The organism is Arthrobacter sp. 210 2 (assembly GCF_059093025.1).
Map to the genome: position 1 here is coordinate 248,257 of NZ_JBNHIE010000006.1, position 20,219 is coordinate 268,475.

Here is a 20,219-nt window from a genome sequence, read left to right on the forward strand (position 1 = left end):
CGCAGAAGTCCGTGCACGCTGAGCGCGAACAGGGGCCGTCACATTTTCCGGTCTCCGGAACGGCCACTAAACTGTTCAGGTGAATGACCAGCTTGAGCGTCTGAATCGGCTTCCCCTCCGCAGCAACCTCCGCGGGCTGACCCCCTATGGGGCGCCCCAGCTGGATGTCCCCATCCTTCTCAACGTCAACGAAAACACCCACGGTGTTCCCGCGGACGTACGGGCCGCCATCAGCGCCGCGGTAACAGAGGCCGCCGCCGGGCTCAACCGCTACCCGGACCGGGAGTTCACCGAGCTTCGGAAGGCGTTGGCCGAATACCTGGGGCATGGACTGGATGAGGCCAATCTCTGGGCTGCCAACGGTTCCAACGAGGTGCTCCAGCAGATCCTGCAGGCATTCGGCGGTCCGGGCCGGACGGCGTTGGGCTTCCCTCCCACGTATTCGATGTACCCGCTGCTCGCCAGCGGCACCGACACCGAATACATCACAGGCGAACGCGCCGAGGGGTACGGCCTCAGCGCCGAATCCGCAGCACGCCAGGTCAAGGAACTGCAGCCAAACATCGTTTTCCTGAGCTCGCCCAACAATCCCACCGGCACGGGCCTGGGACTGGATGTTGTGGAGGGCGTCTATGCCGCCGGTGAGGCCAGCCAGACGATCGTGATCGTGGACGAGGCTTACCACGAATTTGCCCACGACGGCACGCCGAGTGCCCTGACCCTGCTGCCGGGCCGTGAGCGGCTCATTGTCACCCGCACCATGAGCAAGGCTTTTGCCCTGGCCGGCGCCCGGCTGGGCTACATGGCCGCGGCACCCGAAGTCACGGACGCCCTGCGCCTGGTCCGGCTGCCCTACCACCTGTCCGCCGTCACCCAGGCCACGGCCCTGGCCGCCCTGCAGCACCGCGAAGCACTGATGGCCGATGTTGAGGACATCAAGAGGCAGCGTGACCGGATCGTCTCGGAGCTGACCCGTATGGGCCTTAAGCCCGCTGCCTCGGACTCCAACTTTGTCTTCTTCGGCGGACTGGATCGGCCCCACGACGTCTGGCAGCAGCTGCTGGACGCCGGTGTGCTGATCCGGGACGTCGGAATCCCCGGCCACCTGCGCGTGACCGCCGGCACTGAGACCGAAACCACAGCCTTCCTCACGTCCCTGGAAAGCATCCTTGCAAGCCAGGCTGCCCTTCCAGCCTAGACTTGACCTACCGGGCGCTGGGCGCCCCCAAAATCAAACCTTCTGCCTTAAAGGACACCTGACCATGACTTCCACCGGATCGAACGCGGCCGCCTCCCGGACTGCGCGCATGGAGCGTGCCACCAGCGAGTCGTCCGTGCTCGTGGAAATCAATCTCGACGGCACCGGCATCTCGGACATCGACACGTCCGTGCCGTTCTACGACCATATGCTCACGGCGCTGTGCAAGCACTCGCTCATCGACATGACGGTGAAGGCCACCGGCGACATCCATATTGATGTTCACCACACCGTGGAAGACGTCGCCATCACCTTCGGCGAGGTACTGCGCACCGCCCTGGGCAACAAAGCCGGGATCCGCCGGTTCGGCGAAGCTACCGTTCCCCTGGACGAAGCGTTGGCCCACGCCGTCGTGGACGTTTCCGGACGGCCCTACCTGGTGCACGGCGGCGAGCCGGCCGGCCAGGAGTACCACCTCATCGGCGGCCACTTCACAGGCTCCCTGACCCGGCACATCTTCGAAGCCATCACGCTGCACGCAGGGATCTGCCTGCACATGAACGTGATCGCGGGCCGCGACCCGCATCACATCGTGGAAGCGCAGTTCAAGGCGTTCGCCCGGGCGCTGCGCGCTGCCGTGGAGCCGGATCCCCGCGTTGAAGGCATCCCGTCCACCAAGGGCGCGCTGTGAGCGGCCAGGTCCTGAAAGACGGGGCCATCATCGATCCTTCTGCGTCCCGGAAGCTGCCCTCGCCGGAGGGAAAGCCCACGGTCACCGTCCTGGACTATGGCTCGGGCAACGTCCGGTCGGCCGTGCGCGCCCTGGAACGGGCCGGTGCCGAGGTGGTCCTCAGCGCCAAGCCCGAGGATGTCCTGAACGCCGACGGCCTGGTGGTCCCCGGCGTCGGCGCCTTTGAAACCGTCATGCGCGAACTCAAGGCCGTGGACGGCATCCGCCTTATCGGCAGGCGGGTTGCCGGCGGCCGCCCGGTCCTCGGTATCTGCGTTGGCCTCCAGGTGCTTTTCGAGGCCGGCGTCGAACACGGCACCGAGGCCGAAGGCATCGGGGAGTGGCCCGGGAAAGTCGAGCTCCTCCCGGCGGACGTGGTGCCGCACATGGGCTGGAACACGGTGAAGGTGCCGGAGGGCTCCAAGCTCTTCGCCGGGGTTGAAAACGAGCGGTTCTACTTTGTGCACTCCTATGGAGTACAGGAATGGAACTTCGACGTCATCCAGCCGCGGATGGCGGCGCCCTTGGTCACCTGGTCGGAGCACGGCGCCCCGTTCATCGCGGCGGTCGAAAACGGCCCGCTCTGTGCCACGCAGTTCCACCCGGAAAAGTCCGGCGATGCCGGTTCCCGGCTGCTGCGGAACTGGGTGGAGGCCCTGCGCCGCCCCGCTGCCGGCGGCAATGCCCCGGCTGCGGAGAACCCGGCCGCCGGCGACACTTCAGAGCCGGCCGGCGGCAACGCCTAGATGCTGTGGTCCGTTGTCCTGATGGCCCTCGCCGGCCTGCTGGTGGGCGGAGCCCTGTCCTTCCGGCAGCAGCACAAGCCGCTCTGGACCCAAATATCGTTCTACGTCCTGGCGGGCATGGCTTTGCTTGCCGCCTACCTGCTGACGCTGCCGGCCAACTGACGGCCCGGCCCACCCTGCCCCAACCCTGAAGGATGAAGATGACCACCGCTAACGATCTGCCGGTTCTTGAACTGCTGCCCGCCGTTGACGTCGTGAACGGGCAGGCCGTCCGGCTGGTCCAGGGCGAAGCGGGCAGCGAAACGAGTTACGGCACTCCGCTGGAGGCCGCGTTGAACTGGCAGCAGCAGGGCGCGGAATGGGTGCACCTGGTGGATCTGGATGCCGCTTTTGGACGAGGATCCAACGCTGAACTGCTCCGGGAAGTGGTGGGCCGGCTGGACATCAACGTGGAACTCTCCGGAGGCCTGCGCGATGACGAAACCCTCGAGGCCGCCCTGGACCTCGGCGTAGCCCGCGTAAACCTGGGCACCGCCGCCCTGGAAAATCCGGACTGGACGCGCCGGGCCATCGACCGCTTCGGCGACAAGATCGCCGTCGGCCTGGACGTTCGCGGAACCACCCTTGCCGGCCGCGGCTGGACCAAGGAAGGCGGGGACCTCTGGGAGGTCCTGGGCCGCCTTGAAGAGGCAGGCTGCTCCAGGTATGTCGTCACCGACGTCACCAAGGACGGCACGCTCCAGGGTCCCAACGTCGAACTCCTGCGCCAGATGGTGGAGAAGACGGGCAAGCCCGTGGTGGCCTCCGGCGGCATCTCCAGCCTGGACGACCTGAAGGTCCTGCGTTCGCTCGTGCCGCTCGGTGTCGAAGGCGCAATCGTAGGCAAGGCGCTGTACGCCCGGGCCTTCACACTTCCCGAAGCCCTCGACGTCGCCGGCCGCCGCTAAGGGCGCGGCAACAGGGACCATTCGCAGCATGGCCAACCACGAAGCACCCGCACCGCGTCCCCTTCCAGGGCACATCGCGGCAGCACTGGCAGGCGCGGGAGGTGCCACGGACTCCGCCGGCCAGCCATGGGCGGGCCGCAGCCTCGCCGGCGACGACGCCAGGATCCACAACTTCGAGGACGATGACGGATCGGCTGACGCCGGTTACCTCGCCGCCGTCGCGGACCTCCGGGCAGGCGCAGCGGACGAAACAGCCGTTGTTGCTTCCCTGGCCACCGCCCGGGTCTTCATTCCCATCGTTGCCCAGCTCGCCGAAGAAGGGGAATCCGCCCATGGCCTGCACGCGGATAAGCAGGCTGACATGGCTTTGGTCACCCTGAAAGCCGCAGACGGCCGGACCGCCATGCCAGCGTTCACCTCGGTTGCGGCGCTGGCCAGCTGGCATCCGGACGCCCGGCCGGTAGCCGTCTATGCAGCCCGTGCTGCCTTGTCTGCGGTGGCTGAGGGCGCCGAACTCCTGGTTTTGGATCCCGGGGCCGAGGTCACCTTTGTGGTCCGCCGGCCTGCCGTGTGGGCCCTTGCCCAGCAGCAGGACTGGACCCCCTCCTACATGGATGGGGAACTCGCGGCGGAAATGGGCCGGGCCGCGGCGGATTTTCCCGCTGTCCGGCGCATCGAGTTGTTGCCCGGCGGGGGAGTGGCGTCCCGTACGGCCGACGGATCCGCCATGCCGGGCGGAGGAGCCGGACCCGAGCTGCAGGTGGTGCTTTACCTCGAAGACGGCCTTGACGCGGCAGGGGTTCAGCAACTGGTGGCGGGACTCCAGGCCCAGTGGTCACGGAATGTATTGTTTGGGGAGCGGGTCGACTCAATCGAGATCAAGTTGCGGCGCGCAGCACAGTAGCCGGCAGCCGTGCGGGGTGACCCCCGGTCCGCTGCGGCAGACGTAAGGATCACCTCGTGAATTTCGCTCTCTACCGGGAGTTGCTCGCCGTCCGGCCCATCCGGCGCCTGCTCCTTGTGGGCATGGTCGCCCGTATCCCGCATTCAGCTGCCGGAGTCCTGCTGACCCTCCACATTGTCCTGACCCTCGGCGAGGGGTACGCCGCCGCCGGTGCGGCAGCGGCCGTCATGACCATCGGCATCGCCCTTGGTGCCCCCTGGCGGGGCCGGCGCGTGGACACCGCCGGCCTGCGACGGGCCCTGATCCCGTCCGTCATCTCGGAAACCGTCATCTGGTCCATCGTTCCGCACGTGTCCTACCAGTGGCTCCTGCCGCTGGTGTTCGTGGGCGGCCTGCTTACCCTGCCCATCTTCAGCGTGGTCCGGCAGTCCCTGGGCGTGCTGGCCGACGGCGACCAGCGGCGTACCGCGTTCGCCCTGGACGCCATCACCACCGAGATGGTGTTCATGATCGGCCCGGCCGCGGGCGCAGTGGTCGCCACAAGCGGCTACACCACCGCCGGCTTGACGGTGGTGGGCGTCTCCACATCACTGGCCGGGCTCTTCCTGATCTGGTTCAATCCGCCCACCCGGAGCCCCGAACAGAGCGCGGAGTGTGCCGCTGACCAGCGCCATGCCGCGGAAGTCGCCGTCGTGTCCTCCGCCCCGGCCCACGTGCAGGAGGCGGCTGCCGAGCTGGTACCGGCCGGAGCTACGGCGACGCCCGGACTCCGCAGCAAGGTGGCCCGAAACTTCGCCTGGTTCACCGCCACCGTGGCCGCGCTTTTTGCCGTGGCGGCAGGCGCCGGAATGGTGCTCAGCGGCACCGACGTGGGTATCGTGGCAGCCCTGGAAACCGGCGGCCGCCAGAGCGAAATCGGCATTGTCTTCCTGTTCTGGTGCGCCGCGTCAGTGGTGGGCGGGCTTGTCTACGGCGCCATGCACCGGCCCGTCGCGCCGATTGTCCTGCTGCTCGGCATGGCGGCACTGACCATCCCCATGGGATTCGCCCACGACACCTGGACACTGGCCCTGTTCTCGATCCTGCCGGGACTCCTGTGTGCTCCGGTGCTCTCCTCAGCCTCCGAGAAAGTGGCGGACCTGGTATCCGAGGAGCGCCGCGGGGAGGCCATGGGCTGGTATGGCTCGGCGCTGACCGCCGGAGTTGCCCTGGGCGCGCCGCTCGCCGGGATCTTCATCGACGGCATGGGTCCGTCCGGCGGGTTCGTATCCGTGGGGGTTGCGGGCGTCCTGCTGTGCCTCGTTGGCCTGGTTCTCCAGCTCCGCCGCCGCAGGGTGGCCGCCTGACCTTCCCAGCACACGGCTGCTGTGGGTCAACGGATGGACTGCCGCCTCACCGGAAGTGGGGCAGGAGGCCTGTACCAACGACGACGGCGGGCCGACCCCTCGAGGTCGGCCCGCCGTCGTCGTGGCTGCTTTGGCCCTAAGGCGTCAGGCAGCCGGTGTCATTGCGTGATATCAGTTGACGGCGCCGGTGTACTTCTCGCCCGGGCCCTTCCCGGGGGCATCCGGGATCAGGGATTCTTCGCGGAAGGCAAGCTGGAGCGAACGCAGTCCGTCGCGCAAGGGTCCTGCATGCTGGGAGCCGATCTCGGGCGCAGCTGCGGTCACCAGGCCTGCCAGCGCAGTGATCAGTTTCCGGGCCTCGTCCAGGTCCTTCAGTTCCTCGGCGTTGTCCTCCGCGGCAAGCCCGAGCTTGACGGCTGCGGCGCTCATCAGGTGGACGGCGGCGGTGGTGATGACCTCGATGGCCGGTACCTCGGAAATGTCGCGGATCTGCTGGGAGACGTCGCCGCTGGCGTCGGCGGACTCGAAAACGTATGAATTACTGTCTGGGGTGCTCATACTGGTAAGCTTGACACAGACCAACTGGATGTCGTTATTTCAGAGATTCGGTTCCCACCGGCGCTTCGCTGCGTTGACGGGAATTTTTTCTGTAGAATGGCATGCAGTTTGCAAGCGGAGTTCTCTCCCACCCGCGTCAGCCGCTGTTCCGAGTGTTCTCCTTGAACATCTCCGGGACGCAAGGTTGCCGGGTACCTGGTTGGGCAAGGCGCCGGCGTTCGCCGGGGACCTTGCATGCTGTCCTTTCGCGGGACCGGCATCACCAACCGTTCAGAGGCCTTCGATTGCTCCGGCAGTTGGGGGCCTTCTCTATTTGCCGGATTCCACAACAAAAACAGGAGCTTTAACATTAGCGAGCCAAGAATCAATGAGCGTATCCGCGTCCCCGAGGTGCGGCTGGTCGGCCCTGCAGGTGAACAGGTAGGCATCGTCCGTATTGAGGATGCCCTGCGTCTGGCTGCCGAGTCCGACCTTGATCTCGTTGAAGTTGCACCTCAGGCGAAGCCTCCGGTGTGCAAGCTGATGGACTTCGGCAAGTACAAGTACGAGGCCGCGGTCAAGGCACGTGAAGCCCGGAAGAACCAGACGAACACCGTTCTGAAGGAAATCCGCTTCCGCCTGAAGATCGACACCCACGACTACGAGACCAAGCGCGGACACGCACTGCGCTTCCTCGGCGCCGGGGACAAGGTCAAGGCCATGATCCAGTTCCGCGGCCGTGAGCAGCAGCGTCCGGAAATGGGCATCCGCCTGCTCCAGCGCTTCGCCGACGACGTCGCCGAAGTTGGTGTGGTGGAGTCCAGCCCCCGCATCGACGGCCGCAACATGGTCATGGTGGTGGGCCCGCTCAAGAACAAGGCTGAGGCCAAGGCCGAGGCACGCCGCGCAACGCAGCGTGCCGAAGCGAAGGCGCAGAACGAAGCCAAGGCGTCCGGACGCATCGATGTTTCCGGTGACGACCAGGCCCCCCTGACGCAGTCCCTGGCGGACCTGCTGCCTGAGGGTTTCACCGTCTCCACGGAACCCGAAGCACCGGCCGAGGCCCCCGAGCAGACGCCGGCACCCGCCGTCGAGCCTGCCACAGCCGAAGCCCCCGCGAAGGCCGCCGAAGCTCCCAAGCAGGAAGCTCCCAAGCAGGAGGCCCCTCAGCAGGAGGCCCCCAAGCAGGAAGCCCCCAAGGCTGCCGCACCGGCTCCCAAGGCTGCCGCGCCGGCCCCCAAGCCTGCGGCGGAAAAGCCAGAAGCTGCCCCGGCAGCTGCGGCGCCCAAGCCTGCAGCAGTACCTGCTCCGCCGAAGCCGGTGGCCAGGCCCGCCGCGCCGAAGCCCGCCGCCCGTCCTGCCCCCAAGGCAGTGCCGAAGCCGGCCGGTAAGAAGACCACTTAGTTCACAGCTGCCGGAGGTTCCGCCTTCCGGCAGTCAGCAACCAGCATGCCGCCCGCAGGGGCGGCTGCGCGATGAAGCTGCAGGCATAGCCTGCGGATACGTAAGGAGATCGGTTCCCATGCCGAAGATGAAGACCCACAGCGGTGCTAAGAAGCGCTTCAAGCTGACCGGCAGCGGCAAGCTGCGCCGCCAGCAGGCCAACCGCCGCCACTACCTGGAGCACAAGTCCTCCCGGCTGACCCGTCGCCTCGCCGGTGACAAGATCGTCTTCAAGGGCGACGCCAAGGTCATCCGGAAGATGCTCGGCATCTAATTTCCAAGTTCTTTGACTGACAGCCACCTGGTTGTCAGTCACCTGCCAAACAGCCTTCTCAGGCCGCCGGGAAACCGGCAGTAGATGCTTGGGATCAGATTTTCGAAGGAGTACGCACGTGGCACGTGTGAAGAGGGCGGTCAACGCCCACAAGAAGCGCCGGGTTATCCTTGAACGCGCAAAGGGCTACCGTGGACAGCGTTCACGCCTGTACCGCAAGGCCAAAGAGCAGCTGCTGCACTCGTTTGTGTACAGCTACGGCGACCGCAAGAAGAAGAAGGGCGACTTCCGCCGCCTGTGGATCCAGCGCATCAACGCGGCTTCCCGCGCCAACGGCCTGACCTACAACCGCCTCATCCAGGGCCTGAAGGCCGCTGAGGTTGAGGTCGACCGCCGCATGCTGGCCGAGCTGGCTGTCTCCGACGCCAACGCCTTCGCCGCACTGGTCCAGGTCGCCAAGGACTCGCTGCCGGCCGACACCTCCGCCAAGAAGGTTGTTGCCTAGCAACGCTGCTCCCCGTGAGGGGACAGTTCAGGAACGGGTGGCAGCAGCCACTACAGTTCTTATATGAACGAAACCGGGCGCCCGCAAGATTTTCCACTCTCCAACCCCCGAGCTGATCGGGTCCGGGATGTGGCAAAACTTGCAGGGCGCCCGGCCCGTTTAAAGCGTGGACAGTTCCTCGCGGAGGGGCCCCAGGCCGTGCGGGAGGCCTTGAAGCTTCACCACGAGCGCCTCGCCGCGGGAGCCCCCGGTATCGTCACGGAAGTTTTCGCCAGCGAGGCCTGCCTTGACCGGTTTCCGGAGTTCGAGGAACTCGCAGAAGGAACCAACGCCCGGCTGGCCACGGACGAGGTCCTCGCGGCTATGGCGGACACCGTTAACCCCCAGGGCATCATCGCCGTGTGCGGCTTCGTCGATGTGGCGCTGGAGGAAGTGCTCGACGCCGGGCCCCGCCTGATCGCAGTGCTCTGCCAGGTGCGCGACCCAGGAAACGCCGGCACCGTTCTGCGCGCCGCGGACTCCGCAGGGGCTGACGCCGTGGTCCTGACTTCTTCCAGCGTGGACATTTACAACCCCAAGGCCGTGCGGTCGACAGCGGGGTCCCTGTTCCATCTGCCCGTGGTGCTGGGCGCGGACCCTGCTGAACTCGTGGCCGCCTGCAAGGCCCGGGGGATCGGAGTCCTGGCTGCGGACGGCTATGGCCCGCTGAACCTGGACGCGCTGCAGGACGAAAACGCCCGCCGCCGCCTGACCGGAGCCGGGCCGGAGTCCATCTATGACCTGGCGGCGCCCACCGCATGGCTGTTCGGCAACGAGGCGCAGGGGCTCTCCGCGGATGAGCTTGCGCTGGCCGACCATCGGGTCGCCGTCCCGGTGTATGGGGCCGCTGAAAGCCTTAATCTTGGCACTGCTGCCACCGTTTGCCTTTACGCGAGTGCGCGTTCCCAGCACTTGCCCGCTGACGTGACCGCCTGAGCTTCCGCCGGGCGTGCGGTGGCATGAATAAAGGCCCCGGATTGTCCGGGGCCTTGGTGCCATGAAATTTCAAATGACGGAAAGCATCAGGGTGCGCGGGTGGCTTTTCCGCGTCCGGTGATGGCTCCGTAGATGCCGGCAACGACCAGGCCGCCGACGATAGCGAGAATCCAGGTGCCGAGGTCAAAGAAGGCAAGATCGCCCCTGTTGAACAGGAGGCTGCCGATCCAGCCGCCAACGATGGCGCCCACCACACCCAAAACAAGGCTGGTGACCCAACCGCCGCCGACCCGCCCGGGCATGACCGCTTTAACGATGGCCCCTACAATGAGGCCGAGAATAATCCACGCAAGAAAACCCATGTCTCCTCCTTATGGTTACCGGGATTTAATAGTCCCGATGAGCCTCAAGCTAACATAACGGCACCTTAATGTCAGCAGGCTTACGGCCTGCCGCTGACGCAAGCGGTAGCCGCACCGGCAACCAGTTCCTGCTGACGGCAGGCGGCAGAAAAGCGCAGCAGACCGCAGCGGGGAGCCTCCGTTTTGGTAACGGCCTGGACGCTGGATTACGCGGCCAGCGGCTTTCTGCGTTCCAGCACCCCGCTGACGACGGCGACGCCGAAGCCGAGGATGGCAAGGACGGCACCTACCAGCGCCGGGGCAACGTATCCCCAGCCCAGCGCGATCACGAGCCCGCCGAGGAAAGCACCCAGGGCGTTCGCCACGTTCAGCGCCGCGTGGTTCAGGGACGACGCCAGCGAAGGGGCATCCGGTGAGGCGTCCAGCAGCCTGGTCTGCAGCGCAGGAATCAGCATGGAGCCGGACGCACCCACCACAAACACCATCACGAAGGCTGACCACGGCCACTGGACTGCCACGGCGTAAACCACCAGCGCCACCGCAATGGCCGGGAGCACCTTGTACAGGGTTCCCATGACCGACTTGTCGGCGATCCGTCCGCCAACGATGTTTCCGGCCACCATGCCCAGGCCGTAGAGGGCCACCACGACGGGAATCAGCGACGACGGGATCCCGGCCACCAGCGTCATGGTGTGGGCGATGTAGGTGTAGGTGGCGAAGAAACCGCCGAAGCCCACAACGCCGATCAGGATGGCCAGCCACACCTGCAGCCGCTTCAGCGCGCCCAGTTCCCTGACGATGCTCGCGTCCGGATGGGCTGGCTGGAAGGGGACGAACCGCCACACCAATGCCAAAGTCAGCAGGCCGATGAAGCCCACCAGGACAAAGAGCAGCCGCCAGCCATAGGTCTGGCCCAGCCAGGTGGCGAATGGCACACCGATGACGTTGGAGATGCTCAGCCCCGCCATCACCATGGAGATGGCCCAGCCGCGCTTGGAGGGCGGAACCAGGGAAGCGGCAATGACGGCCGCCACGCCGAAGAAGGCCCCGTGCGGCAGGCCGGCGGCAAACCGTGAAACCAGCATGGTCCCGTAGTCGGGGGCGATGAACGACGCCAGGTTGGCCACCGTGAAAAACACCATCAGGCCGAGCGCAAGGTGCTTGCGGGGGAGCCTGGCACCCACCGCCGCAAGCAGGGGAGCTCCAACCACCACCCCCAGGGCGTAGGCGGATATGAGGTGTCCCGCCTCCGGCGTACTGATCCCCAAACCCTGCTCCACCTCTTTCAGCAGGCCCATCATGGTGAACTCGGTGACACCGATGCCCACGCCGCCCATGGCAAGGGCAATAATGGCCATCGCCAGGTTGCGGGAGGTGGTGGGGGCTGCCGTGGACGTTTGGAGGGCGCTGCTCATATGCCTGCTTTTCGAGGAGAAATTCTGCTGGAAGGAGTGTTGCCACGGCGATGGGGCGGAGGGACCTGGACCCCTGTTCGGAAACCCCTGACCGGTGAGGAGTATTCCCGGTGCCTGGCTGAGGTGCCCGGCTGCTCCCATTGTCCCCCATAGAATGATGCGGTGACTGGACTGATACAGGTGGTGGGCGGAGCCGTGGTGGACCGCTTGGCGGAACCGGCCATGTTGCTGGTGGCCCGGCGCAGCGCACCGGAGAAGCTCGCTGGCCTTTGGGAGTTTCCGGGCGGCAAGGTGGAGCCGGGCGAGGACCCGGAAGCTGCCCTGATACGGGAGCTGTCCGAGGAACTGGGCGTCGCTGTCCGGCTGGGTTCCGAACTTCCGGGGGAGGACGCGTTGGGATGGCCGCTGAATGACCGCGCTGCCATGCGGGTCTGGTTCGCGGAAGTCACGCATGGGGAGCCCGCGCCCCTGGAAGACCACGATGAACTGCGCTGGGTGCCGCTGGCGGATCCGGACACGGTCCTGGGCTTGCCCTGGATTCCTGCGGACTTCCCGATTGTCCGGGCGCTGCTGGCAACCCTGGCCGTTCCTGCCGGCAGGACATCCGGCTGGAACGGCAGCTAGAACAAAGCCTCCTGGTTTGCCTGCCCTGCCTGTCCCCGGGCTTGGCCTGACCCTTGGAGAAGGCTGCCGGCCGCAGCTTCCGGAATGATGCCTGCGGGGTATTCAGCTTCCTCAACGCGTGGATCGTCCAGGTCCCGGTGGCTGAATCCCGACGAATGGGAGAAGCCGTGCCGTGCCTTGAAATAGCGGACTTTCCCGGCAAGCCAGGTGCGGTACTCCTTGGACGCATAGGAGCCCGATTCGTACAGGCGACGGTAGCGGCCTGCCAGCTCGGGATGGTTGGCCGCAATCCACTTCATGAACCATTCCCGGGTGCCGGGCTTCAAGTACAACGCACCTGCGGTGACCCCCGTAGCCCCCGCGGCAGCCAGGGAAGCGAAGAGCGCATCCAGCGCTTCGTCGCTGTCCGAGAGCCACGGGAGGATGGGCATGGCCATCACGCCGCAGGGAAGGCCGGCCTCGCGAAGCCGGGAAACCAGCTTCAGCCGTGCCCGGGGACCCGGCGTGCCCGGTTCAATAGCCTCGGACAGGGCTTCATTGGTCATGGCCAGCGAGATTCCCAGGCCCACTGGAACCTGGGTGGCAGCGCTTTTCAGCAGCGGGATGTCCCGCGCCAGCAGTGTGCCCTTGGTCAGGATGGACAGGGGTGTACCGGAATCCGCAAGGGCGGAGATGATCCCCGGCATGAGCCGGTACCGGCCCTCTGCACGCTGGTATGGATCCGTGTTGGTGCCGAGCGCCACCTGATGGCGGCCCCAGGAGGGTTTGGCAAGTTCCCTGCGGAGCACTTCTGCTGCATTGACCTTGACCACCACCTGGCTGTCGAAGTCCAGGCCGGCGTCGAAGTCCAGGTAGGTGTGGCTCTTGCGTGCGAAGCAGTAGACGCAGGCGTGGCTGCAGCCGCGGTACGGGTTGACCGTCCACTCGAACGGCATGCGGGACCCCGCCGGTACTTTATTGAGCACCGATTTCGCGGTGACCTCATGGAAAGTGATGCCGGCAAACTCGGGAGTGGTCACCGATCGGACCAGCCCGGCGAGCGGGAGGAGCGCCGGAGCGGGTCCGCTGGTTTCCTCCGCAGGTGCCGGCACCAATGCTTGTGCGTCCCATCTCATGCCACCTATTCGAAAACATGTTCGAATAAAAGTCAAGGCCATACCTGGCTTGGCGGATCGTCAGGCGTGCAGTTCCCAGACCACAGTCACCGCTGTTTCCACCCGGCTTTCCCCGGGTTCAATAGCTAGGCTTTCCACGGCGCTGGCCCGCTGGATCCCGGCCAGCGGCACCGGGCCCTGTGCCGGATTGTGTTCAGTTACGGAAACCACAGGTCCCAACGTGGCCGAAGCCAAGGCAGCGAACTGCGCGGCAGCCCGGAGCGCATCCTGCCAGGCGGCCGCGCGTGCCTGTTCCCTGACCGCTGAGTCGTCGGAAAGGGTCAACTGCAGGCCGTTGAGCCGGGCGTCGTTGCCGCCTGCGCGGACGGCTTCCGATATGGTGCCGGACGCGGACGCCAGATCCCGAAGCCGGATGCTTAAAGTGCTGCCGGCAACGTAACCCGCAACCTGCTGGCCTTCGCCCTCGCGCCAGACGAGATCGGCGCGCACCGTAAGCCCGGTTGTCCGGGTGTCCGCGGAGGCAACGCCGGCACTGCGGAAGACGGCGATAACCGCAGCCAGTGCTTCCCCCGCGCCGGAATAAGAGGCCTCAACTGAAGCGGCACGGCACTCCACGCCGATGGAAACGAGCATCAGGTCCGGGGCGGCTTCCGCCCACCCGGTGCCCGTCACCGTGACAGTGCCGGCGCCCCCTTGCCGCTCCAGGTTTTCCCCGTCCCCGCTCTCTTGGTTCCCGTTCATCCGGCCCATGGTCATGACCAACCCCGGGACGCGAGGGATTCCCCGGAGGGGTAGCCTCCCGCAGCCAGTCCGGCGTGCCGCTCAAAGATATTGGCCGTCCCGGGATTCCCGGTCCGCAGGACGGACCACCCGGCGGCGGCGAGATACAGCGGGATGAACGGAACCCCCAGGCACCAGGCGTACTGGGTGCAGTGCCTTTCCTCATGGCCCAGCAGGGCGGGCAGTGACAGCAGATCGTGCGCGGGGCCCCTGCAGAGGACCACGTTTCCCAGCGTGAACGCCCGTGCAAAGGGCAGCCGCCACCGATAGCCCGCGGCGAGGATGAGGCCGCGCGGACCACTGCTGAGGCGGGTGCGGGCGGCAACTGCTACGGCCACACCCAGCACCGTACTGCCGTTGATGAGGTTCGCAGCTTGCCTCAACCGCTGGGCAGCGGTCAGGGGTGGCAGGGATCCCGGGCGCTGCCGCAGTGTCATGAGGCCATGGTAGCCGGAGGGTTCAATTAGACTGGAGGGCAGTGGCCGCCGGTTTTGCCGGTGTGCCCTGACCTGGTCATTGAATGAACTGAATTTGAGGGCATTCATCCATGACCTGCCAGTGACGGACGCGCCGCCGGGAGACCGCGCAGGGCTGCTCCGCTCGCCGGCAGCCACGACTCGTAGCTAAGAACAGTAGATGACTGAAACTTTGCCGGGCGCCGCCATTCCGAACCCCACGGATGAAGCCGCCATCAACGCCGCTGTAGACCAGGCCATCACCGCCATTGCCGGTGCGGCCACCCTTGACGAGCTGAAGGCGGTGAGGCTGGCGCACACGGGGGAGAAGTCCCCGCTGAGCCTCGCCAACCGTGAAATCGGCAAGCTGCCCAAAGACCAGAAGGCGCTCGCCGGAAAACTCATGGGTGCATCCCGCGGGCGGGTCAACAAAGCGCTCGCCGACCGTACCGAAGTTCTCGAGGCCGAGAACGACGCACGCATCCTCCTGGAGGAGACCGTGGACGTCACGGCGGCTCCGCGCCGCCGTCGTGCCGGTGCCCGGCACCCGCTCTCCACACTCCAGGACCGCGTGGCGGACATCTTCGTGGGCATGGGCTGGGAAATCGCCGAAGGCCCCGAGGTGGAATCGGAATGGTTCAACTTCGACGCCCTGAACTTCAAGCCGGACCACCCGGCCCGCGAGATGCAGGACACCTTCTTCGTGGAGCCCCCGGAGGCCCACCTGCTCATGCGCACGCACACCTCACCGGTGCAGGTCCGCTCCATGCTGGAACGCGAGCTGCCCATCTATGTGCTGTGCCCCGGCAAGGTGTTCCGCACCGACGAGCTGGACGCCACCCACACCCCGGTGTTCCACCAGTTCGAGGGCCTGGCCATCGACAGGAACCTGAGCATGGCGGACCTGCGAGGCACCCTGGAGCACTTCGCCCGGCAGATGTTCGGCGACGAAGCCTCCATCCGGCTGCGCCCCAACTACTTCCCGTTCACCGAGCCGTCCGCCGAGCTGGACATCTGGCATCCGGGTGCGAAGGGCGGTCCGCGCTGGATCGAGTGGGGCGGCTGCGGCATGGTCAACCCCAACGTCCTCCGTGCTGCCGGCATCGACCCGGACGTCTATTCAGGTTTTGCCTTCGGCATGGGCATCGAACGCACCCTCATGTTCCGCAACGAGGTAGGCGACATGCGCGACATGATCGAAGGCGATGTACGTTTCAGCGAGCACTTCGGGATGGAGATCTAACAGTGCGTATCCCACTTTCCTGGCTGCGTGAATTCGCAGAGGTACCGGCCGGAGCAACGGCCGAAGATGTGATGGCCGAGCTGGTCAAGGTCGGTTTCGAAGAAGAGGACGTGCACCGTCCCACGGACACCCTGCAGGGGCCCATCGTGGTGGGCCAGGTCCTGAGCCTGGTCAAGGAACCGCAGACCAACGGCAAAACCATCAACTGGTGCCAGGTCCGGGTTGTCCCCGAGGGCAAGGAACAGACCCTCACCGGAGACGGCATTGACCCGTCCGGCGTGCAGGGCATCATCTGCGGCGCCCACAACTTCGTGGAAGGCGACAAAGTGGTGGTCACCCTTCCCGGCGCGGTGCTGCCGGGGAACTTCCACATCTCCGCCCGCAAGACGTACGGCCACCTGTCCGCCGGCATGATCGCTTCGGTGCGCGAGCTGGGCATCGGCGAGGACCACGACGGCATCCTGGTCCTGTCCCGCATCGGACTGGACCCGGAAATCGGCACTGATGCCATGGAGCTCCTGGGCCTCTACGACCAGGCTGCCGAAATCAACGTCACCCCGGACCGTGGCTACGCCTTCTCCATCCGTGGCGTGGCCCGCGAGTACGCGCACGCCACCGGAACAACGTTCACGGACCCGGCCGGCAAGGTCCAGGCCCCGGCTGAACTTTCCGGCGGCTACGGCGTCAAGATCAACGATGACGCACCCATCTACGGCAAGCCGGGCTGCGACCGCTTTGTGGCACGCACGGTCCGCGGCGTGGACGCCACGCGGCCCACCCCGCCATGGATGGTTTCCCGGCTGCGGCTGGCCGGCGTCCGTTCCATCTCCCTGCCGGTGGACATCTCCAACTACGTCATGTTCGAGCTCGGCCAGCCCACGCACTGCTACGACCTGGACAAGCTGTCCGGAGACATCGTGGTCCGCCGCGCCTCCGCCGGCGAGAAAATCACCACCCTGGACAGCAAGGAACGCACCCTCGACGCCGAGGACCTGCTCATCACCGACGACTCCGGCGCCATCGGCATCGCCGGCGTCATGGGCGGGGCGGCCACCGAGGTGAGCGACTCGACGTCGAACATCCTCGTGGAGGCCGCGCACTTCGACGAGGTGTCCATCGCCCGGTCGCGGCGCCGGCACAAGCTGCCCTCCGAAGCCTCGAAGCGGTTCGAACGCGGCGTGGACTGGCAGGTTGCCGGGATCGCCGCGCAGCGTGTGGTGGACCTCCTGGTGGAACTGGGCGGCGGCACCGCCGACGAAACCGGCACTGACGTCGGAACCGCTCCGGACACCGTGACCATCGAACTGCCCGCTGCCTTCGCTGCCGCCAGGATCGGCATCGACTTCACGGAAGAACAGATTGTCACGTCCCTTGAGGACCTGGGCGCCGCAGTGGTGAAGCACGACGGCGGCTGGACCGTTACGGCCCCGAGCTGGCGGAACGACCTCGAGACCAAGGAAGACCTTTCCGAGGAAATTGCGCGGCTGGTGGGCTACGACAACATTCCGGCCACCCTGCCGGTGGCCCCTCCCGGCCGGGGCCTGACGCGTGTGCAGCAGCAGCGCCGCCGCCTGATCCAGGCACTGGCGGACGCAGGCCTCACCGAGGTGCTGTCCTACCCGTTCGTCTCCAAGGCGGCCAACGATACCTTCGGTGTGGCTGAGGAGGGTGCTGCCCGCAGCGCGGTCAAGCTGGCCAACCCGATCAGCGAGGAGCAGGGCTTCCTGCGGACCTCCATCCTGCCCGGCCTGATCGAGGTGGCCAAGCGCAACCATTCGCGGGGCTTCCGTGACCTGGCGCTGTTCGAATCCGGGCTGGTGTTCCTGCCGGGCGAGAACCTGGGAACCGCCTCCATCCCGCCGCTTGGTGCCAAGCCCGCCGATGAGGTGCTGGATGCGCTGTACGACGGCGTCCCGGCGCAGCCCTTCCACCTCGCCGCTGTCCTGACCGGCCATGATTCACCGGCCGCCGCAGAGCACGCCCCTCGGGCCTGGGACTGGGCCGACGCGCTGGACATCGCGCGCCTTGCCGGCGACGTCCTGGGTGTTGAGCTCGTGGTCACGCAGGGCAGCCACCAGGCATTCCATCCTGGCCGTGCGGCGCAGTTGTCGCTGCGCACGGGCGAAGTGGTGGGGTACGCAGGTGAGCTCCACCCCAAGCTGCTGGCTTCGGCGGACATGCCTGCCCGCTCGGTGGCACTGGAGATCAACGCCGATGCCCTGTTCGAGGCTGCGCCGGACGTGATCGTGGCCCGCCACATCTCGGCCTTCCCGGTAGCCACCCAGGATGTTGCCCTTGTGGTTCCGGCGGATGTGCCGGCGGACGAGGTCCTGGCCGCGTTGCGCGAAGGCGCCGGTGAACTGCTGGAGGACGTTGCACTCTTCGACGTGTACGCGGGCAAGGGCATTGAGGACGGCAAGAAGTCGCTGGCCTTCGGGCTGCGGTTCCGCGCTGCAGACCGGACCCTGACGGCCGACGAAGCCTCCGCCGCCCGGGAAAGTGCAGTAGCGCTGGCCGGCGAACGGTTCGGGGCAGTCCAGCGGTAACAGCCGTTCGGGCGGAGAGCTCTTGAAAGGGCGGTGCATGGTGTCGCAGCTTGTGGTGCGGGCCATCCCGCCCTTTCTGCTGCCCGGGGAAGCCGGGCAGGTCCGCCGTGACGCTGAAACTGCGCTTGACGCCTCCGAGCTGGCAAGGGCACGGGCCATGGAGCCGGCAGCCGGGGACGGCTTCCTGGCGGGGCGGCTCGCCCAGCGGCTGTTCGCGGCCGAACTGCTGGCCGTGCCCGCCACGCAGCTGGCGGCTTCCTACACCTGCCCCCGCTGCGGCGCCGGACCCGACGTCAGCCACGGCCGCCCGGGTTACCTGCTGGGCGGCGTGCCGGCACCGCTGGCCCTCAGCCTGTCCCGGGCGGCGGGCTGGACACTGCTCGCCGCTGTGGTTGACCCTGAACCCGGACTCCGGCTGGGAGCGGACGTGGAGGATCCCGCCCGCACCGGGTTCGACGGGTTCCCGGCACTGGCACTCAGCGCCGCCGAGCAGCACAGCCTGCGGGCCCTCGACGGCCGGGACCTGCTTGCGGCGAGGGCGAGGCTGTGGGCGCGCAAGGAAGCCTGGCTGAAGATGACGGGGGACGGGCTGCGCACTGCACCGTCGTCGGTGGACGTCCTGGCGCGCCCGGAGGTACAGGACCTGGACCCGGCCGGGACCGGTCTGCCCGCCCGCCTGGCGGCCGCCGTCGCGCTTTCCCCCTAGGTGGCGTCAGCGCACCGGCAGGGGCGGCAGGACCTCTTCATACAGCCACGGGTGCAGCAAAGCCTCCGTGTCCAGGGCGGTGGCCCGGTCCACTGCGAGGATGAAGTCATGGGTGGAGACGGAACCGTGGCGGTGCCGGGCGGTCCACTCCTGGAGCAGGGCGAAGAATGCGAGGTCGCCGCATGCGAGCCGTACGGCGTGCACGGCCAGCGCTCCCCGCTTGTAGACGCGGTCATCAAACATGTGCTGCGGTCCCGGATCACCCACCAGGAGGTCCTGGGCGTCCGCCGCCAATCGGCGCCACGCAGCTTCGGCGCGGGCGGCGACGGGCATGACCCCGGCTTCCTCCGACCAGATCCATTCCGCATAGCAGGCAAAGCCCTCGTGCAGCCAAATGTCCTGCCATGAGGCCGCGGTCAGGGAGTTGCCGAACCACTGGTGCGACAGTTCATGGGCGATCAGCCGCTGCGATTCCCAGTCCTGGTCCAGGTGGTTGGGGCCCAGGATGGACATGCCCTGGGCTTCGAGCGGGATTTCCAGCTCATCCTCCGTCACCACCACGGTGTAACCGGGGAACGGGTACGGTCCGAAACAGTCGATGAAGGTCCGCATCATGGCCGGCTGCAGTGCCAGTCCGGCCCGTGCACGGTCGGCCAAGGCGGCGGGTACGGCAACGGGCTGGGGCACCGGGGCAGCATGCCTGCCCGTTTCAAGTTCCAGGACGCCATAGCGGCCGATCTGCACCGTCGCCAGGTAGGTGGGCATCGGTTCGGCCTGCTCATAAACCCACGTTTCGCGGCTGGAGCGGGTGGTGCGCGACTGCAGGACACCGTTGCATACGGCGCGGTACCCGGCGTCGGTGGTCACGGTAAGCCGGTAGCTGGCCTTGTCCCTGGGGTGATCGTTGCACGGGAACCAGGAGGGCGCCCCGTTCGGCTGCCCGGCCACCAGGACGCCGTCGGACAGCTCCTCCCAGCCCACCTCGCCCCACAGGCCCCTGCGCGGTGACGGATTGCCCTCGTAACGGATCTCAAGCGTGAACTGTTGCCCCGGCTGCAGCGGGGAAGGCGCGGACACCACCAGTTGTTCCGGCCGCTGGCTGAACCTGCCCGCCTTCCGGCCGTCCAGCTGCACCTTCGTGGCCCGCAGGCCGGTGAAGTCCAGGACGATGGCCGACGTCGGCACCCGGGTCACGCCGTGCAGCACAGCCCTGCCGCTGAGCCGGTTGGTGCTGACCCTGTAGTCAAGCTCCAGTTCGTAGCGGTCCACGGTGAAGGCATCGGTGCCGGAGCCGGGCAGGTAAGGGTCGGGGGCAGCGTCCCTGGACACGGGGACGTGGCCACCGGCGGCTGATACTGGAGAACTCAT

Annotated in this window: 22 protein-coding genes; 15 read left to right on the forward strand and 7 right to left on the reverse strand. The window is 66.8% G+C overall.

The window, feature by feature from the left end:
• Positions 1-79 precede the first annotated feature (79 nt).
• The 7 genes from AC5RWA_RS13675 to AC5RWA_RS13705 all read left to right on the forward strand — a co-directional run bounded on the left by AC5RWA_RS13675 (position 80) and on the right by AC5RWA_RS13705 (position 5,871).
• Positions 80-1,198, forward strand: coding sequence for a histidinol-phosphate transaminase (locus tag AC5RWA_RS13675; protein WP_494058009.1), 1,119 nt, complete (start codon positions 80-82; stop codon positions 1,196-1,198).
• A 64-nt stretch (positions 1,199-1,262) separates the two neighbouring features.
• Positions 1,263-1,889: an imidazoleglycerol-phosphate dehydratase HisB gene (hisB, locus tag AC5RWA_RS13680; protein ID WP_115525016.1), complete on the forward strand. Its 627-nt coding sequence runs from the start codon at positions 1,263-1,265 to the stop codon at positions 1,887-1,889.
• On the forward strand, positions 1,886-2,674 hold the full coding sequence (gene hisH / locus AC5RWA_RS13685) for an imidazole glycerol phosphate synthase subunit HisH (RefSeq protein ID WP_115525015.1): 789 nt from the start codon (positions 1,886-1,888) through the stop codon (positions 2,672-2,674). The genes hisB and hisH overlap by 4 nt, the downstream gene beginning before the upstream one ends.
• Positions 2,675-2,836 (forward strand): hypothetical protein, encoded by a 162-nt coding sequence (locus AC5RWA_RS13690; RefSeq protein ID WP_181884810.1) that lies wholly within the window; start codon positions 2,675-2,677, stop codon positions 2,834-2,836.
• A gap of 38 nt (positions 2,837-2,874) precedes the next feature.
• Complete coding sequence (gene priA / locus AC5RWA_RS13695) at positions 2,875-3,621, forward strand: bifunctional 1-(5-phosphoribosyl)-5-((5-phosphoribosylamino)methylideneamino)imidazole-4-carboxamide isomerase/phosphoribosylanthranilate isomerase PriA (RefSeq protein ID WP_115525014.1); 747 nt, start codon at positions 2,875-2,877, stop codon at positions 3,619-3,621.
• A 28-nt stretch (positions 3,622-3,649) separates the two neighbouring features.
• Entirely contained in the window at positions 3,650-4,525 is an 876-nt protein-coding gene (locus AC5RWA_RS13700; RefSeq protein WP_115525013.1) for an SseB family protein, read from the forward strand.
• Between the two features lie 56 nt (positions 4,526-4,581).
• Positions 4,582-5,871, forward strand: coding sequence for an MFS transporter (locus tag AC5RWA_RS13705; RefSeq protein WP_115525012.1), 1,290 nt, complete (start codon positions 4,582-4,584; stop codon positions 5,869-5,871).
• 171 nt (positions 5,872-6,042) lie between these two features.
• Here the strand turns inward: AC5RWA_RS13705 and AC5RWA_RS13710 are convergent, their stop codons facing one another.
• Entirely contained in the window at positions 6,043-6,429 is a 387-nt protein-coding gene (locus tag AC5RWA_RS13710; RefSeq protein WP_079595872.1) for a DUF1844 domain-containing protein, read from the reverse strand.
• 390 nt (positions 6,430-6,819) lie between these two features.
• Here AC5RWA_RS13710 and infC point away from each other — a divergent pair, with 390 nt between their 5' ends.
• From infC to AC5RWA_RS13730, 4 genes are all read left to right on the forward strand, one after another.
• A complete protein-coding gene (infC, locus tag AC5RWA_RS13715; protein WP_494058010.1) occupies positions 6,820-7,812 on the forward strand; it encodes a translation initiation factor IF-3 in 993 nt (330 codons plus the stop codon).
• A 118-nt stretch (positions 7,813-7,930) separates the two neighbouring features.
• Positions 7,931-8,125 (forward strand): 50S ribosomal protein L35, encoded by a 195-nt coding sequence (rpmI, locus tag AC5RWA_RS13720; RefSeq protein ID WP_009358635.1) that lies wholly within the window; start codon positions 7,931-7,933, stop codon positions 8,123-8,125.
• A gap of 118 nt (positions 8,126-8,243) precedes the next feature.
• Positions 8,244-8,630 (forward strand): 50S ribosomal protein L20, encoded by a 387-nt coding sequence (gene rplT / locus AC5RWA_RS13725; RefSeq protein ID WP_050055645.1) that lies wholly within the window; start codon positions 8,244-8,246, stop codon positions 8,628-8,630.
• Between the two features lie 63 nt (positions 8,631-8,693).
• A complete protein-coding gene (locus AC5RWA_RS13730) occupies positions 8,694-9,605 on the forward strand; it encodes a TrmH family RNA methyltransferase (RefSeq protein ID WP_079595463.1) in 912 nt (303 codons plus the stop codon).
• Between the two features lie 86 nt (positions 9,606-9,691).
• Here the strand turns inward: AC5RWA_RS13730 and AC5RWA_RS13735 are convergent, their stop codons facing one another.
• Both AC5RWA_RS13735 and AC5RWA_RS13740 read right to left on the reverse strand, forming a co-directional pair.
• Positions 9,692-9,967: a GlsB/YeaQ/YmgE family stress response membrane protein gene (locus AC5RWA_RS13735; protein ID WP_009358633.1), complete on the reverse strand. Its 276-nt coding sequence runs from the start codon at positions 9,965-9,967 to the stop codon at positions 9,692-9,694.
• A gap of 206 nt (positions 9,968-10,173) precedes the next feature.
• The gene (locus AC5RWA_RS13740) at positions 10,174-11,382 is read right to left on the reverse strand and encodes an MFS transporter (RefSeq protein WP_079595462.1); all 1,209 of its coding nucleotides are present in this window, start codon (positions 11,380-11,382) and stop codon (positions 10,174-10,176) included.
• A gap of 162 nt (positions 11,383-11,544) precedes the next feature.
• Between AC5RWA_RS13740 and AC5RWA_RS13745 the strand changes: the two genes are divergently transcribed.
• Positions 11,545-12,006 carry a (deoxy)nucleoside triphosphate pyrophosphohydrolase gene (locus AC5RWA_RS13745; protein ID WP_494058011.1) on the forward strand — a complete coding sequence of 154 codons (462 nt, stop codon included), beginning with the start codon at positions 11,545-11,547 and terminating at the stop codon, positions 12,004-12,006.
• Here AC5RWA_RS13745 and AC5RWA_RS13750 read toward each other — a convergent pair.
• From AC5RWA_RS13750 to AC5RWA_RS13760, 3 genes are read right to left on the reverse strand one after another with little or no spacing between them, the layout of a single operon-like run.
• Complete coding sequence (locus tag AC5RWA_RS13750; protein ID WP_494058012.1) at positions 12,003-13,121, reverse strand: Rv2578c family radical SAM protein; 1,119 nt, start codon at positions 13,119-13,121, stop codon at positions 12,003-12,005. The genes AC5RWA_RS13745 and AC5RWA_RS13750 overlap by 4 nt on opposite strands.
• A 60-nt stretch (positions 13,122-13,181) precedes the next feature.
• A complete protein-coding gene (locus tag AC5RWA_RS13755; RefSeq protein ID WP_115525041.1) occupies positions 13,182-13,862 on the reverse strand; it encodes an SIMPL domain-containing protein in 681 nt (226 codons plus the stop codon).
• A gap of 11 nt (positions 13,863-13,873) precedes the next feature.
• Positions 13,874-14,338 (reverse strand): hypothetical protein, encoded by a 465-nt coding sequence (locus AC5RWA_RS13760; RefSeq protein WP_181884807.1) that lies wholly within the window; start codon positions 14,336-14,338, stop codon positions 13,874-13,876.
• 199 nt (positions 14,339-14,537) lie between these two features.
• Here AC5RWA_RS13760 and pheS point away from each other — a divergent pair, with 199 nt between their 5' ends.
• From pheS to AC5RWA_RS13775, 3 genes are read left to right on the forward strand one after another with little or no spacing between them, the layout of a single operon-like run.
• Entirely contained in the window at positions 14,538-15,599 is a 1,062-nt protein-coding gene (gene pheS, locus AC5RWA_RS13765) for a phenylalanine--tRNA ligase subunit alpha (protein ID WP_115525007.1), read from the forward strand.
• Between the two features lie 2 nt (positions 15,600-15,601).
• A complete protein-coding gene (gene pheT, locus AC5RWA_RS13770; protein WP_494058013.1) occupies positions 15,602-18,145 on the forward strand; it encodes a phenylalanine--tRNA ligase subunit beta in 2,544 nt (847 codons plus the stop codon).
• A 37-nt stretch (positions 18,146-18,182) separates the two neighbouring features.
• The gene (locus AC5RWA_RS13775) at positions 18,183-18,851 is read left to right on the forward strand and encodes a 4'-phosphopantetheinyl transferase family protein (protein ID WP_494058014.1); all 669 of its coding nucleotides are present in this window, start codon (positions 18,183-18,185) and stop codon (positions 18,849-18,851) included.
• 6 nt (positions 18,852-18,857) lie between these two features.
• Here the strand turns inward: AC5RWA_RS13775 and AC5RWA_RS13780 are convergent, their stop codons facing one another.
• Positions 18,858-20,219, reverse strand: a complete 1,362-nt coding sequence (locus AC5RWA_RS13780) for a M1 family metallopeptidase (protein ID WP_494058015.1) — start codon at positions 20,217-20,219, stop codon at positions 18,858-18,860.